At 63.8% G+C, this 13,267-nt stretch carries 13 protein-coding genes, 1 tRNA gene and 1 other RNA gene; 9 read left to right on the plus strand and 6 right to left on the minus strand.

Features of this window, described 5'->3' with window-relative positions; all coding sequences use genetic code 11:
• The first annotated feature begins 6 nt into the window (after window positions 1-6).
• The gene (locus tag C996_RS14530; RefSeq protein ID WP_155985239.1) at window positions 7-546 is read left to right on the plus strand and encodes a hypothetical protein; all 540 of its coding nucleotides are present in this window, start codon (window positions 7-9) and stop codon (window positions 544-546) included.
• 195 nt (window positions 547-741) lie between these two features.
• Here C996_RS14530 and C996_RS0104315 read toward each other — a convergent pair whose 3' ends face one another.
• From C996_RS0104315 to C996_RS0104330, 4 genes are read right to left on the minus strand one after another with little or no spacing between them, the layout of a single operon-like run.
• Window positions 742-1,704 (minus strand): TraI domain-containing protein, encoded by a 963-nt coding sequence (locus C996_RS0104315; RefSeq protein WP_018866228.1) that lies wholly within the window; start codon window positions 1,702-1,704, stop codon window positions 742-744.
• A complete protein-coding gene (locus tag C996_RS0104320) occupies window positions 1,697-1,987 on the minus strand; it encodes a hypothetical protein (protein ID WP_026279201.1) in 291 nt (96 codons plus the stop codon). The genes C996_RS0104315 and C996_RS0104320 overlap by 8 nt, the downstream gene beginning before the upstream one ends.
• Complete coding sequence (locus C996_RS0104325; protein WP_018866230.1) at window positions 1,977-3,215, minus strand: site-specific integrase; 1,239 nt, start codon at window positions 3,213-3,215, stop codon at window positions 1,977-1,979. The genes C996_RS0104320 and C996_RS0104325 overlap by 11 nt, the downstream gene beginning before the upstream one ends.
• A complete protein-coding gene (locus C996_RS0104330) occupies window positions 3,208-3,429 on the minus strand; it encodes a hypothetical protein (protein WP_018866231.1) in 222 nt (73 codons plus the stop codon). Before C996_RS0104330 ends, C996_RS0104325 begins: the two co-directional genes overlap by 8 nt.
• Before the next feature lie 144 nt (window positions 3,430-3,573).
• On the opposite strand from C996_RS0104330, the gene C996_RS0104335 reads away from it, so the two are divergent.
• The 8 genes from C996_RS0104335 (at window position 3,574) to rlmM (ending at window position 12,231) form a co-directional block, all read left to right on the plus strand.
• Window positions 3,574-3,771: a ribbon-helix-helix domain-containing protein gene (locus C996_RS0104335; RefSeq protein ID WP_018866232.1), complete on the plus strand. Its 198-nt coding sequence runs from the start codon at window positions 3,574-3,576 to the stop codon at window positions 3,769-3,771.
• A gap of 267 nt (window positions 3,772-4,038) precedes the next feature.
• Window positions 4,039-4,115, plus strand: a tRNA-Val gene (locus C996_RS0104340).
• Window positions 4,116-4,268: 153 nt separating this feature from the next.
• Window positions 4,269-5,831, plus strand: coding sequence for a phospholipase D family protein (locus C996_RS0104345; protein ID WP_018866233.1), 1,563 nt, complete (start codon window positions 4,269-4,271; stop codon window positions 5,829-5,831).
• A 68-nt stretch (window positions 5,832-5,899) separates the two neighbouring features.
• On the plus strand, window positions 5,900-6,448 hold the full coding sequence (locus C996_RS0104350) for an RDD family protein (RefSeq protein ID WP_019583584.1): 549 nt from the start codon (window positions 5,900-5,902) through the stop codon (window positions 6,446-6,448).
• A gap of 73 nt (window positions 6,449-6,521) precedes the next feature.
• Complete coding sequence (locus C996_RS0104355) at window positions 6,522-7,694, plus strand: NAD(P)/FAD-dependent oxidoreductase (protein WP_018866235.1); 1,173 nt, start codon at window positions 6,522-6,524, stop codon at window positions 7,692-7,694.
• 150 nt (window positions 7,695-7,844) lie between these two features.
• Window positions 7,845-8,849, plus strand: coding sequence for a class I fructose-bisphosphate aldolase (locus tag C996_RS0104360; protein ID WP_018866236.1), 1,005 nt, complete (start codon window positions 7,845-7,847; stop codon window positions 8,847-8,849).
• Between the two features lie 474 nt (window positions 8,850-9,323).
• Complete coding sequence (gene soxB, locus C996_RS0104370) at window positions 9,324-11,057, plus strand: thiosulfohydrolase SoxB (protein WP_018866238.1); 1,734 nt, start codon at window positions 9,324-9,326, stop codon at window positions 11,055-11,057.
• A 97-nt stretch (window positions 11,058-11,154) separates the two neighbouring features.
• Entirely contained in the window at window positions 11,155-12,231 is a 1,077-nt protein-coding gene (rlmM, locus tag C996_RS0104375) for a 23S rRNA (cytidine(2498)-2'-O)-methyltransferase RlmM (RefSeq protein WP_018866239.1), read from the plus strand.
• An 8-nt stretch (window positions 12,232-12,239) separates the two neighbouring features.
• Here rlmM and C996_RS0104380 read toward each other — a convergent pair whose 3' ends face one another.
• A complete protein-coding gene (locus C996_RS0104380; protein ID WP_018866240.1) occupies window positions 12,240-12,659 on the minus strand; it encodes a secondary thiamine-phosphate synthase enzyme YjbQ in 420 nt (139 codons plus the stop codon).
• Window positions 12,660-12,719: 60 nt separating this feature from the next.
• Window positions 12,720-13,080: a transfer-messenger RNA gene (gene ssrA, locus C996_RS14050) on the minus strand.
• Window positions 13,081-13,267: the final 187 nt, after the last annotated feature.

Consider the following 13,267-nt stretch of genomic DNA (forward strand, 5'->3'; position numbering starts at 1 on the left):
GCTGATGTGAACACAGACTTAAAATATATTGCAGAATTGGTGGATGCGTTCTTTCGGCAGCGGAGAGTGGCTAGATCTTTTCAGATTATTGAACAACAGGAGATCTCGGGTTGGGAGGTGTGGTTCCAGATTGAGTTCGCCAACTTCTTGGTCCAGCATGAATCAGAACCTGAGTGGTGGAGAGAGTGGCCCGTAGCATTCGACGGTCGCAAGGAAAAGCGGCGCACTTTCTGTCGTGCGGATTTTCTTGTTCGAAAGAAGGGGTGGCGAACGGGGTCTTATGCGGCCTTAGAGGTAAAACAACATCCGGAGGCAAAGGAATGCTTCTCAAGTATGATCAAAGACATTGATAAAATTTCAAAAGTTAAGGCGAGTGAAGTAGATCTTCGTAGTTTCTGGGTATTGGGGATCCATCGGAGGAAACCAAAGCCAGAGTTGCGCACGCTGATCGACTCGGCATTTGAGTCTTCAGGCAGGGAGTTACCGGGCAAGAACCGCATTGTCAGGTACATTCCCAATAGTCAGTATGCTTTCTCATTGTTCTAAAACGCCGAAGGGTTGGTAGACCGGACTTAAGCCGTGCGTGTTTTCGGAGTGCGAAAGCAACAGTTGGGGACGGACCACAAGGCCCCGTGGTGAATCTGCGGCACATGCGGGGAAACGAGGGCGGTGCTTTGATGGGTGGGGGCCTTGGCGCGCTGGTGTCGTGTCCAAGGCCGATGAAGCGAACGGTACCCCAGCTCACGGTACGCTGGTATGACTGATAGCTGGCGGGATCCAGACCGGGCGTCGCCCTCCGAGGGTCGTCCAGTAGCAGCCAGGGTTTGAGGCGAGATGCGTCTTGACCCCGCTGTTTTGGGCGCTTGTCCCATCCAGGCCGCGGATGACTCCTGCCAGTGGCATGTTGTAGGAGTCGCCGGTTTGATATGCCTTGATCGTTCCCCATAGGGCGCCTGCCGCATCCTTGTGCGTCTCTTTGAGCTGAGTCAGAGGAGCGCTGAGAGCGAATTCCAACAGCTTGTCGTGCTCGTGGTGCCGGCAGGGGTAACGATGGCCGTCAGGTCCGCGCAGCAGGACCTTCCCGGCATCGTGAAGCAGGGCCACTACCACAGCGGCTTCGGCGAACAACACCGGAGTGTTCGGTAGCTCGCGCGTGGCCGCCTTAAGTGCCTCTGCGACTTCCAGGCTGTGAGCGAGCAGGCCACCGGCATCCGTGTGGTGACAGCTTTTGGAGGCGGGGAGGGTCACGAAGGGCTGAGTGAAGGACAGGTCACGAAAGACGTTCTCGAGGAATGCGCGATAGGCAGGGGTGCGCAGGGCGTTGGCCAGGTCGACGAGCCGTTCCAGGTCTTGGACGTTGGGGGCGACATGGCCAGGAAGCAGTTCGATTGAGGGCCTCTGGTTGTCGGTGTCCAGAGTGGGATGGAGGACCGCCTGAACTTGCCCGTTGCGGTCTCGCTGCAATTCGATTCCGCACTCCAGTGTGGCCGGCCGACCAGGGTGGATCTCTTGCCAGTCCGTCATTGGGGCGAAGGCCCGAACGCTGCCGGTGTAATCCCAGAGATACACGGGATAGTACGCCACGCCATTCCGGCCGGAACTCGGTTTGCCAATCTCCGCACCGAAGATCCCTGTGACGGGAACGTCGATCTCGAACTCCGGGTTTGCCAGCAGGCTTTTTACGTCTACGACGGTCCTACACATGCCCAGTCGCCTCCTGAGCCTTGAGCTCTTCCTCGAGGCGGAATGCGAGCCAGTTGATCACTGCGCCGTCCAATGCCAGGGGTATGCAATGAAGTTCCCTGGCGATCCATGCAGCGACCGTTTCAAGGACGGGCTCGCTCGGATCGGTACCCAGCGATTGCGCGAGGTCGGGCCGGTGCTCGAGCTGGTATGCCTGAATGAGCGCGTATGCCATCTGTCGAGGCGCTTCGGTATGCGTCAGGTGGTCACCGACGCGGGTTGTCTTCGGCGACTTACTGATCATCTGAGACCCCCTCGGTGAGCGATTCGACAGCGGCCTGAGGAAGCTGCATGCGCGACCGCAGCAGTCGCTCCATGGCGGAACCATCCTGGCGAGTGAGGTTCGGGACATACCTCGAGTACACGGTGAACAGCATCTTGGTGTTCGAGTGGCCCATCTGACGGGCAATCCACTCCGGATTTTCGCCGGCGGCAAGCCACAGCGTCGCGGCCGTATGGCGCGTCTGATAGGGGTTGCGGCGCTTGAGCTGGGCCTTCTTGAGCGTCGGGTACCACACCCGGTGATTCACGTTGTGGTACGACAGCGGATAGCCGAAACGACTGGAGAACACGTAATCGCTCCGACAGGAAACGGGTCGCCCGCGCATGTCTGTTTGGGCCTGCAAGAGGGCTTGGTAAACCATCTCCGACATCTGGATGGTGCGCATCGATCCGTCCGTCTTGGTCGTGGTGTCCTCACCGTTGACGCGGGCCGAATAGATGAGGATCTCCCGTCGGTCGAAGTCGACGTACTGCCATTTCAGTCCGTCCACCTCGGACGTCCGCATACCCGTGAAGAACCGGACGATGAAGTACGGCCGCCACCTGGGATCGACGGTATCGAGGAACTTCTGGACCTCCTCCAGGGAGAAGGGGTCGACCTGCGTGCGAGGGACACGCAGTGGCTTGATGCCCTGATAGGGCGTGATAAAGTCGAATCGGTCAGCGGCTTCCACCAGGATCTGCCGGAGCACATTCATGATTTGATTGATCCGGGACGCAGACAGCGTTTTTCCAGTGGCGCGGCATACTTTGGCGAGTTCGGCGCGGTACTGGAGGATCTCGGATTTCTGGATGTCGCTGACTTTCTTCTCCCCGAACTGCGGGGCCAGTTGCTTATCGAAGATGTCCCGCAGCTTCGTCCGGTAGGACGGCTTCCAGGTGGGCTCGTTCTCGGCAAACCAGGTCTCCCCAAATTCCTGGAACGTAGGGCCTGCGTCCGGGCCTTCGGCGGCCTGTAGCACAGACGTGGGTTGAGAGAATCGTTCCGCGCGAGGGCTGTTGGGAAACGTCTTGGCGTAATCGAAGGTGCCCACAAGGATTTCGGCTTCGATTCGTTCGAGCATCTTCTGGAGTCGTTTCCGGTTTGACGGGGTGTCGTCGAGCGCGGTGTACTCCCGACAGCGGGTCTTCCGGTAGGAAAAATCCAGGTACAGGCGGCCGTTCTCTTTTCTGGCGCGGATATTACCCATGGCAGGCACCCCCGTTGGCCATCGGGATTGCCGGCATGGCGTCGGTGTACATGTCCTCCTCGATGTTCTCCCAGATGTAGAGGACCTTCCGTCGACCGAAGGGTCGAACGTAGTGTCGGCCTTCGGATAAGGCTTCCCTCCTGAGTACGTTGTTCACGTAGCGCGGATTCATGTGGAGTTTGTCGGCGAGTTCTACTGAAGTCAGATAAGTCATGATTCCTCCGTATGTATAGCCGCTATACGGCATGACTCAACTGTATAGCGGCTATACGTTGGTGTCAAGATCTTTGGAAGCGAGCTATACGGCTATACGGGGGGCGCCTATAATTCGCTCTTAACCAGAAAGATTGGATATCGGATGAAGCCCTCTCGAACGCAGCAGAAGCAGGTGAATATCCGTCTGGACGACGAAACGCTCGCGCGGCTTGATACCTGCCGTACCGAGCTCCGCGATCAATTCGCGAATATTCCGACTCGCTCGGACGTGGTGCGGATGGCCATTGAGGAATTCCTGGAGAACCGAGGTGTTGGGACGGGGCGCGGTCCGACGAGCTGAGCTCCGACGAGCCCGATGGTGGGGTAGTGCTCAAAGTCGGAGGCTTGGATTCGTTGGGCCGACAAGGCGGTTGCCCCAGATCTGTCTCACTTGTGTCCCAGAAGTGTCTCAGCCACTGACGGGGGGGTGGAATGCCGGTGGGAGCCTTACCGTTGTCTGACCCGTTCTATTGGTGGTCCGGATCGAAAGGATGCCTAGAAAACAGCGTGTTAACGGAGGCTTTGACAGGGGGCGGGGAGTCGGTAGAATACGCAGCTCGAAGACGACAGGCGCGTAGCTCAGCTGGTTAGAGCACTACCTTGACATGGTAGGGGTCGTTGGTTCGAGTCCAATCGCGCCTACCAGTTTGTAGAAAAAAGCGAGTCAGGGTCCGCCCGGCTCGCTTTTTTTGTGTCCGGGGTTCGGGCGGGCGCGTCGACAGGGCCGAGTAGAGGCGGCAGGCTGAGCGCTCGCGTGGGGTTAGAAAGGGGGGCTTCGCGTCCGGCGATGGCTTGGTGATGCGTTATCCGGTTTGGTTTTCCTGGCTTGTGGCGGTGCTGTTGCTGGCGCTGGTGGCCGGCTGTGCCCCGCTGCAGCCGGCGCCGGAGCGTGCCTGGCAGGGGCTGGAGCCGCCGTCGAGCGAGGGGCCGCTGGCGACGTGGCTGCAGGGGCATCCGCCGGCCCGGGACGAGGGCAAGACGGGCTTCCGGTTGCTGGACGAGGGGGCGGAAGCGTTTCGCTGGCGCGTGATGAGCGTGCGCATGGCACGCGAGCGCATTCAGGTTCAGTCTTACATCTGGCGCGACGATGCGGCGGGCCGGGTGCTGATGGGCGAGCTGCTGGGGGCGGCGGATCGCGGGGTGCGGGTGTCGCTGCTGCTGGATGACATCGATGCGCGCGGGCGCGACGCCACCCTGGCCGCGATCGATCAGCACCCGAATATCGAGGTGCGGGTCTTCAACCCGTTTCGCAGCCGCGAGGGCTTGTTGCGCGCGAGTGCGGAGTTCTTCTTCCGCGGCAGCGACCTGAACCACCGGATGCACAACAAGGCCTGGATCGTGGATGGGCATCTGGCGATCACGGGCGGGCGCAATGTGGGGGACGAGTATTTCGAGGCCAGCCCGGACTACAACTTCGCGGACCTGGACCTGGTGGTGGTGGGGCCGCTGGTCCGGGAGATCGATCTTTCGTTTGTGGAGTTCTGGAACAGTCCGGGGGCGATCGGGGTCGCGCGTCTGGCGCGGGAGAATGCCTCGCCGGAACGGCTGGCGATGCAGCAGGGGGCCTTGCGCGCCTGGCTGGCACAGAACCACACCCACCCCCTGATGCAGATGGAGCCCCTGAACGGATTGCCGGTGCCGCAGCCGGTGGCGGATGCGGCGGCCTATGTGTGGACTACGCAGGCCGAGTTCGTGGTGGATGACGAGGCCAAGGCGCGCGGGCGCGGCGAGGGTTCGCGGGTCGCGGATGCGCTGGGCGAGCGGCTGCTGGGCGTGGAAGAGGAACTGCTGATCGTGTCGCCATATTTTGTGCCGGGGCGCGACGGGGCGGCCCAGTTGGCGCGCATGAGCGAGGCGGGGGTCCGCATTCAGGTGCTGACGAATTCGCTGGCCGCCAATGATGTGGCCTTTACCCATGCGGGGTATGCGAGCCGGCGCCACGCCTTGCTGGATGCCGGCGTGGAGCTGTTCGAGCTGCGCCCCACGGGGCCGCCGCGCTGGGCGCGCCTGGAGCGCGACCGCGGGATCGATGCCTCGCAGGCCAGCCTGCACACCAAGCTGCTGGTGTTCGACGGCCGCGAGGCCTTTGTGGGCTCGTTCAATCTGGATCCGCGCTCGGCGCATACCAACAGCGAGTCGGGCGTGTTCCTGCGCGAGCCGGTTCTGGTGGAGCGGCTCGCGGCGCTGCATCAACAAGGGATTCGGCCGCAGGTGGCCTACCGGGTGGGGCGGGATGCGACCGGCGGCCTGGTGTGGCGGGACGGGTCCGGCAATGCCCACCGTTACGAGCCCAAGGCGGGGCTGTGGCGGCGGTTCGTCTCCGGCGTGACCCGGATTCTTCCGGTCGAGCCTTTATTGTAGGGGCCGGCCGCCGGAGGGTAGAGGCCGGCCAGCGGCCCAGACACTCAAGGAAAGGAGAGTGAGCGATCATGGAATGTGGAGAGTGTGGCAAGCAGAACCCGCCGGACGCGCGGTTCTGCATCCAGTGCGGAGCGCCGATGGCGGCCGGAGGCGGCGGGCACGACGGCCCGCCCGAGGACCGCGCGGCCTATGGCGGGTTCTGGGTCCGCGTCGGGGCCTATCTGGTGGATGGTGTGATCATCGGGGTGCCGCAGATCGTCGCGCAGGCCGTGATCAGCCCGGAGACGATGGCGGTTCGCGGACCGGATGAGCCGGTGCCGCCGGCGGAGGTGGCCTGGTTTCTGGTGAATATGCTGGTGGCCTGGCTGTACTGGGCGGGCATGCACAGCTCCCGGTATCAGGCCACGCTGGGCAAGATGGTGTTCGGGCTGCGGGTGGTGGATTTCAACGGCGAGCGGATCTCGTTCCTGCGCGCGACCGGGCGGCACTTCGCGACCATTCTGTCCGGGATGATCCTGATGATCGGCTACATCATGGTGGCCTTCACCCGGCGCCGGCAGGCGCTGCACGACCTGATTGCGCAGACCCTGGTGGTGCGCAAGGAGTGGGTGCGCTGAGCGTGGGCGGGCGGCTGCGCCACATCCCGCTGGCCTCGGGGAACGTTTGGTGACGGAACCGGGGCGGGCAACTGTGGACTTCGACGTGGTCGTGATCGGCGGCGGCGCGGCCGGGCTGATGTGTGCGCTGACGGCGGGCGGGCGCGGGCGGCGGGTACTGGTGCTGGACCACGCCAACCGGGTGGGCAAGAAGATCCTGATGTCCGGTGGCGGGCGCTGCAACTTCACCAACATGTACTGCGAGCCGGAGAATTTCATCTCCGCGAATCCGCATTTCGTGAAGTCCGCGCTCAGCCGCTACACCCAGTGGGACTTTATCGCCCTGGTGGAGAAGCACGGCATCCCGTACCACGAGAAGAAGCTTGGGCAGCTGTTCTGTGACCGGTCGTCGAAGGACATCGTGCGGATGCTGCTGGACGAGTGCGCGGCGGCCGGCGTGACCGTGCGCACGGATACACCGGTGACGGATGTGGCCACAGGGGCGCCGCATGGGCTGCAGGCCGGCGGGGATGCCATTGCCTGCGAGTCGCTGGTGATCGCCACGGGCGGTTATTCGATCCCGCGCATGGGGGCCACGGGCTTCGGGCTGGACCTGGCGCGTTCGCTGGGCCTGGCGGTCCAGCCCACCCGGCCGGCCCTGGTGCCGTTCACCCTGAGCGGGCGGCCCCTGGAGGAGCTGGAGGGGCTGTCGGGTGTGTCGCTGGACACGGTGACCACCGCCGGGGGCATGGGGTTTCGGGAAAACCTGCTGTTCACGCATCGGGGGCTCAGCGGGCCGGCGGTGCTCCAGGCCTCGTCGTACTGGGTGGAGGGGGAGCCGGTGGCGATCGATCTGTTCCCGGGCATGGACCTGGCCGCCCATCTGCGCGAGCTGCGGGAGCAGCGCCCGAAACTGGAGCTGAAGAGCGTGCTGGGGGAGCAGTTGACCCGCCGGGTCGCGCAGCGCTGGTGCGAGCTGTGGGTGGAGAACCGGCCGCTGGAGCGCCTGAGCAATGCCGATATCGAGCAGGTAACGGGGGTTTGTCAGCCCTGGACGGTCTGGCCGTCCGGGACCGAGGGCTACCGCACCGCGGAGGTGACGCTGGGCGGGGTGGATACCGCCGCCCTGTCCTCGAAGACGATGGAGTGCCGCTCGATCCCGGGGCTCTATTTTATTGGCGAGGTCGTGGACGTGACCGGGCATCTGGGCGGGCACAACTTCCAGTGGGCCTGGGCCTCCGGGTACGCGGCGGGCATGTACGTCTGAGCGGTTTTTGTGCGCCGCGAACACGGCCTTTCGTGCTGTTCGGGAAACTGTGCTGGGGTTTCGCCTGTCGGGTTGGAAGGACCCGTGTTGGAAGAACCCGGGGTGGGTGACTACTCTTCAAATTCCCAAGCAGCAACGCAAGGAGCTGGCATGAAGATCGATCAGTTGGTAGAGACGGCCGAAGCGATGGTGGCCCCCGGCAAGGGCATCATCGCCATCGATGAATCCACCGGGACGATCGGCAAGCGGCTCGGCGCGGTCGGGGTCGAGAACACCGAGGAGAACCGGCGGACCTATCGCGAACTGCTGCTGACCACGCCGCAGCTCAACGAGTACATCTCGGGCGCGATCCTGTATGACGAGACCATCCGCCAGTCGACCCGCGACGGCAAGCCGTTCGTCGACGTAATGAACGAGTCCGGCATCCTGCCGGGCATCAAGGTGGATACCGGCGCGAAGGACCTGGCCGGGTTCCCCGGCGAGAAGGTGACCGAGGGCCTGGATGGCCTGCGCGAACGCCTGGAGGAATACGCCAAAATGGGCGCGCGGTTCGCCAAGTGGCGCGCGGTGATCACGATTGGCGACACCATGCCCACCGACACCTGCATCGAGTCGAATGCGCACGCGCTGGCGCGGTATGCCGCGCTGTGCCAGGAGCAGGGCATCGTCCCGATCGTGGAGCCGGAGGTCCTGATGGACGGCAGTCACGACATCGAGACCTGCTACGGCGTGACCGAGGCGACCCAGCGCGCGGTGTTCAAGGCGCTCTACGAGCATCATGTCCTGCTGGAGGGCACCATCCTGAAGGCCAGCATGGTGCTGCCGGGCAAGGACTGCCCCGAGCAGGCCAGCGTGGAGGATGTCGCGCATGCGACGCTGCGCTGCCTGGAGTCCGCGGTGCCGGCGATCCTGCCCGGGATCGTGTTCCTCTCCGGTGGGCAGAGCGATGCCGACGCCACCAATCACCTGGATGCGATGAACCGCATCGGCGGGGCCCCGTGGCCGCTGTCCTTCTCCTATGGTCGCGGCATGCAGCAGGCGGCGATGGAGCTGTGGGGCAAGGACATGGGCGCCAACTTCGAGAAGGCCCAGCAGACAGTGTACGAGCGCGCCCGCGACAACGGGCTGGCGGCCCAGGGCAAGTACGCGGCCTGAAGCTAATGCCGCATGGCCTGGATCCAGGGCCGGAACCACAGCCAGGTCCACGGATTGGGGGATCTATTGATCTGGATCAAGAAAGACCGGCGGATGGCTGACTAGCCTGAAACCGTCGGATCCGAACAACGGCCGCCAAGGAGCGCACGATCCCCCAGCGTGCAGGCGGCCGGATGCTTCCGACGGTGTATGTCGCGTCTTGGCCTGCTATCTCCGGATAGCAGGCTTTTTTGTGTCGATTGCCTGCCGAACTGTGACGCATTCCTCAGGAATTCAAAGTTTCGCGATCTCGCGGGAAGGGGTGGCGAAGGTGGGCGCTTCTCCTGCCCATGTCCGGGAAAATGTGGTTATCGCAGGCTCGCTTGGCCGGCTCTGGCGGAACATTAATGGGTTTTGCGCGTCGGGAACTGCGTGGGGCCGCGGTAATGCCCCGTCGTTTGACGAGAAATCCAGAAGATCACCAAGGAGAGCGACATGAGTCTGACACGCCGAGAGTTCCTGGAGGCCATGGTGGCCGCAAGCGCCGCCGGCTTCTCGATGAATGCCTGGGCTGGCGAGAAGGGATCCTGGCGACCGGCCGATGCGGATATGTATGACCTGCCGAAGTTCGGCAATGTCTCGCTGCTGCACTACACGGACTGCCACGCGCAGCTGAAGCCGGTGTACTTCCGCGAGCCGGACGTGAACATCGGGGTTGGCGACATGCAGGGCAAGCCGCCGGTGATGGCCGGGAAGGAACTGCTGGAATACTTCGATATCAAGCCCGGTACGCCGCTTGCGCACGCCGTGACGCACATGGATTTCAAATATGCGGCCGAGAAGTACGGACGCCTGGGCGGGTTCTCCCACCTGTCCACGCTGATCCAGAAGCTCCGGGCGGAACGCCCGAACTCCCTGTTGCTGGACGGTGGCGACACCTGGCAGGGCTCGGCCACGTCGCTGTGGACCAACGGCCAGGACATGGTGGATGCGCAGAAGCTGCTGGGCGTGGACATCATGGTCGGCCACTGGGAGTTCACCTTTGGCGACGAACGGGTGATGGAGGTCATCGAGAACGACTTCAAGCCCAACAACATCGAGTTCCTGGCGCAAAACATCGAGGATCGCGACTGGGGCGACCCGGTCTTCGAGCCCTACACCATCCGCGAGATGAACGGGGTCCCGGTGGCGGTGATCGGCCAGGCCTTCCCGTATACCTCGGTGGCCAACCCCGACTACATGTTCCCGGACTGGAGCTTCGGCATCCGCGACGACAACATGCAGCGCATGATCGACGAGTGCCGCGAGAAGGGCGCCAAGGTGGTCGCAATCCTTTCGCACAACGGTATGGTCACGGACATGGAGATGGCCCGCCGCCTGCGCGACGTGGACGTGATTCTGGGTGGCCACACCCACGATGCCGTGCCCGGGGCGATGGAGATCGAGAATGCCGGCGGCGAGCGGACCCTGGTGACCAACGCCGGTTCCAACGGCAAGTTCGTGGGCGTGATGGACCTGGATGTGACCGACAGCGGCATCCGCGACTACAAGTTCACGCTGCTGCCGGTGTTCTCCAACCTGATCGAGGCGGACGCGGAGATGGAAGAGCATATCCGCAAGGTTCGCGAGCCCTACGAGGACAAGCTGAGCGAAGAGCTGGCGGTTACCGACGGCGTGCTGTATCGCCGCGGCAACTTCAACGGCACCTTCGACGAAGTGATCATGGACGCGATGATCAAGGAGATGGATGCCGAGGTGGCCCTCTCGCCGGGCTTCCGGTGGGGCGTGAGTGTGCTGCCGGGCTCGCCCATCACCTTCGAGGAGCTGATGACGCAGACCGCGACCACCTACTCGGAGACCCAGCGCAACGAGATGACCGGCGAGCAGTTGAAGAACGCGCTGGAGGACGTGGCCAACTCGATCTTCAACTCCAACCCCTATCACCACCGGGGGGGCGACATGGTCCGGACCTCGGGGATCGAGTACACCATCGATCCGCATGAATCCATGGGCAGCCGCATCAGTGATATGCACATCAACGGCGAGCCGCTGGATCCGGACAGGAAGTACGTGGTCGCTGGCTGGGCGAATGTCCACGAGCCGCTGGATACGGACCCGGTCTGGGACGTAGTCGCCAACTACCTGCGCGAGCACGACACCATCAGCCCCGGCAAGCCCTACCTGCCGCGACTGAAGAACGTCGAGGGCGATCCCGGTCTGGATCGCTGATCGACCCCTCTGGCTTGGCCCGCGCGAGCGGGCCGGTTAGTCTCGCAGCCGCCGTGCACTGCCTGCACGGCGGCTTTTTTGTGGGAGCGATCCGGAGATGGAGACAAACGGACCGGGCTTCTCGGGCCTGTTGCTGTACTGCCGGCCGGGGTTCGAGGCGGATCTGACGGCGGAACTGACCGACCGCGCGGCGCGGGCGGGGCTGGCTGGCTTCGCGCGCGTGCACGCCGGCAGCGGCTCGGTTCACTTCGAGCCGGCAGATGGCTCCGTCGAGGCGCTCGCGGGGGTGCTTCCGTTCTCCGCGCTGATCTTCGCGCGGCAGGTGTTCCCGGCGTTTCCGGTCCTCGAGGGGCTGGATCGCGCGGACCGGCTGACGCCGATCATCGAGCAGGCGGAGGCCTCCGGTCTGGCAGTGGATTCCGTCTGGCACGAGATGCCGGATACCAACGAAGGGAAAGGGCTGCGCCGCCTGGTCAAGGCCGTCGAGCGGCCGCTGGCCGCAGTACTGCGCAAGCGCGGGGTGCTGCGGGCACAGGCGGACGGGCAGCGGTTGCATGTCTTCTGGCATGCGGGCGATTGCGTGCAGCTCGGTGTGAGCCGGCCGGGGGAGCGCAGCGAGTGGCCGGGCGGCATCCTGCACCTGCGCTCGCCGCGCGAGGCCCCCAGCCGCTCGACCCTGAAGCTGGAAGAGGGGTGGCATACCTTCATCCCCCGGGAGGACTGGGACACGCGCCTGGCGCAAGGCATGCAGGCCGTGGATCTCGGGGCGGCACCCGGTGGCTGGACCTGGCAACTGGTACGCCGCGGGATGTACGTGCACGCGGTGGACAACGGGCCGATGGATGACCGGTTAATGGCCACCACCCAGGTGGAGCATCACCGCGAGGATGCGTTTTCGTGGGAACCCCCGAATCCGGTGACCTGGCTGGTCTGCGACATCGTCGACAAGCCGGGGCGCGTGGCGGCGCGCATGGCGGACTGGCTGGAGGCGGGCTGGTGCCGCGAGGCGATCTTCAACCTCAAGCTGCCGATGAAACGGCGCTGGCAGACGGTGGACCAGTGCCTGGACCATATCGAGGAGCGCCTGCTGGACGCCCGGATCGCCCACCGGATGCAGGCGCGACAGCTCTACCACGACCGCGAGGAGATCACGGTCCACGTGCAGCGCGACTGAGTCGGGCGTTATTCGCCCTGCACGGTAATGGTCAGCCGGCGCGTGTGGGCGGCGTAGCGGTGTTCCCACAGGAAGACGCCCTGCCAGGTGCCGAGGATCAGCCGCCCCTGGCCGACCGGGAGCGTCAGGTCGTTGTGCGTGAGCATGGCCCGGGCGTGGGCCGCCATGTCGTCGTCGCCTTCCATGTCGTGGCGGTAGGCGGGGTCGCCGTCCGGGGCCATGCGGGCGATCAGTGTTTCCAGGTCGTGGCGGACGTCGGGATCGGCGTTCTCGGTGACCAGCAGCGAGGCACTGGTGTGGTGCTGGAAGACGTGGCAGGTGCCGGTGGTGATGCCGGAGGCACGGACGATGTGCTCCACGGCCTGGGTGATGTTCAGCGTGCCGCGGCCGCGGGTCTGCTGGGTCAGGGTGTCCTGGTACACGGCCATGCATCTACCTCGAATGCAAACAAAAAAGCGCCCGCAGGCGCTTGATTGGTCGGTCTAATTTGGTGGAGGCGGCGGGAATCGAACCCGCGTCCGCAGGACCTCCGCCTTCGGCTCTACATGCTTATTCTGTCTTTGAGTTTAACCAGCCGCTACCCGACAGGCAGGGAATGCAACTGGCGATCCCGGTTGAGTTTTAATGGATCCACGCCGGGCACGCTTCACCACGAGCTTATGAGAGTCGACGCCCGATACTGGACGCATAAGCACGGCTCCAGTCGGACGGCATCTACCGGTTTTTAAGCGGCGAGTGCGTAGTTGTCGTCGTTGGCAACTATTTTTTTGCAGCGGTTTTTACGAGGTCCACTACAGCCTCGGCATGCACCTAAGGTTTCGCGACCCGCGTCGAAGCCAAGTCGCCCCCAAGTACTTCATGGACATGGTAGCGCATCCAAAGTTCCCCGGCCATGTGATTGTCGGACCAAAGAAGGTCAAGGGCGGGTTCACCACGGAGGGCACAGAGGACACAGGGCAGGGCGATTTACAGGAAGATTGGAAGACAGGAAGATTTTTGACGGGATGACTGGCACCCTCCAGGACGATCCTCGACA

This window comes from Thioalkalivibrio sp. ALE25 (assembly GCF_000377285.1).
Taxonomy (GTDB): Bacteria; Pseudomonadota; Gammaproteobacteria; order Ectothiorhodospirales; family Ectothiorhodospiraceae; genus Thioalkalivibrio.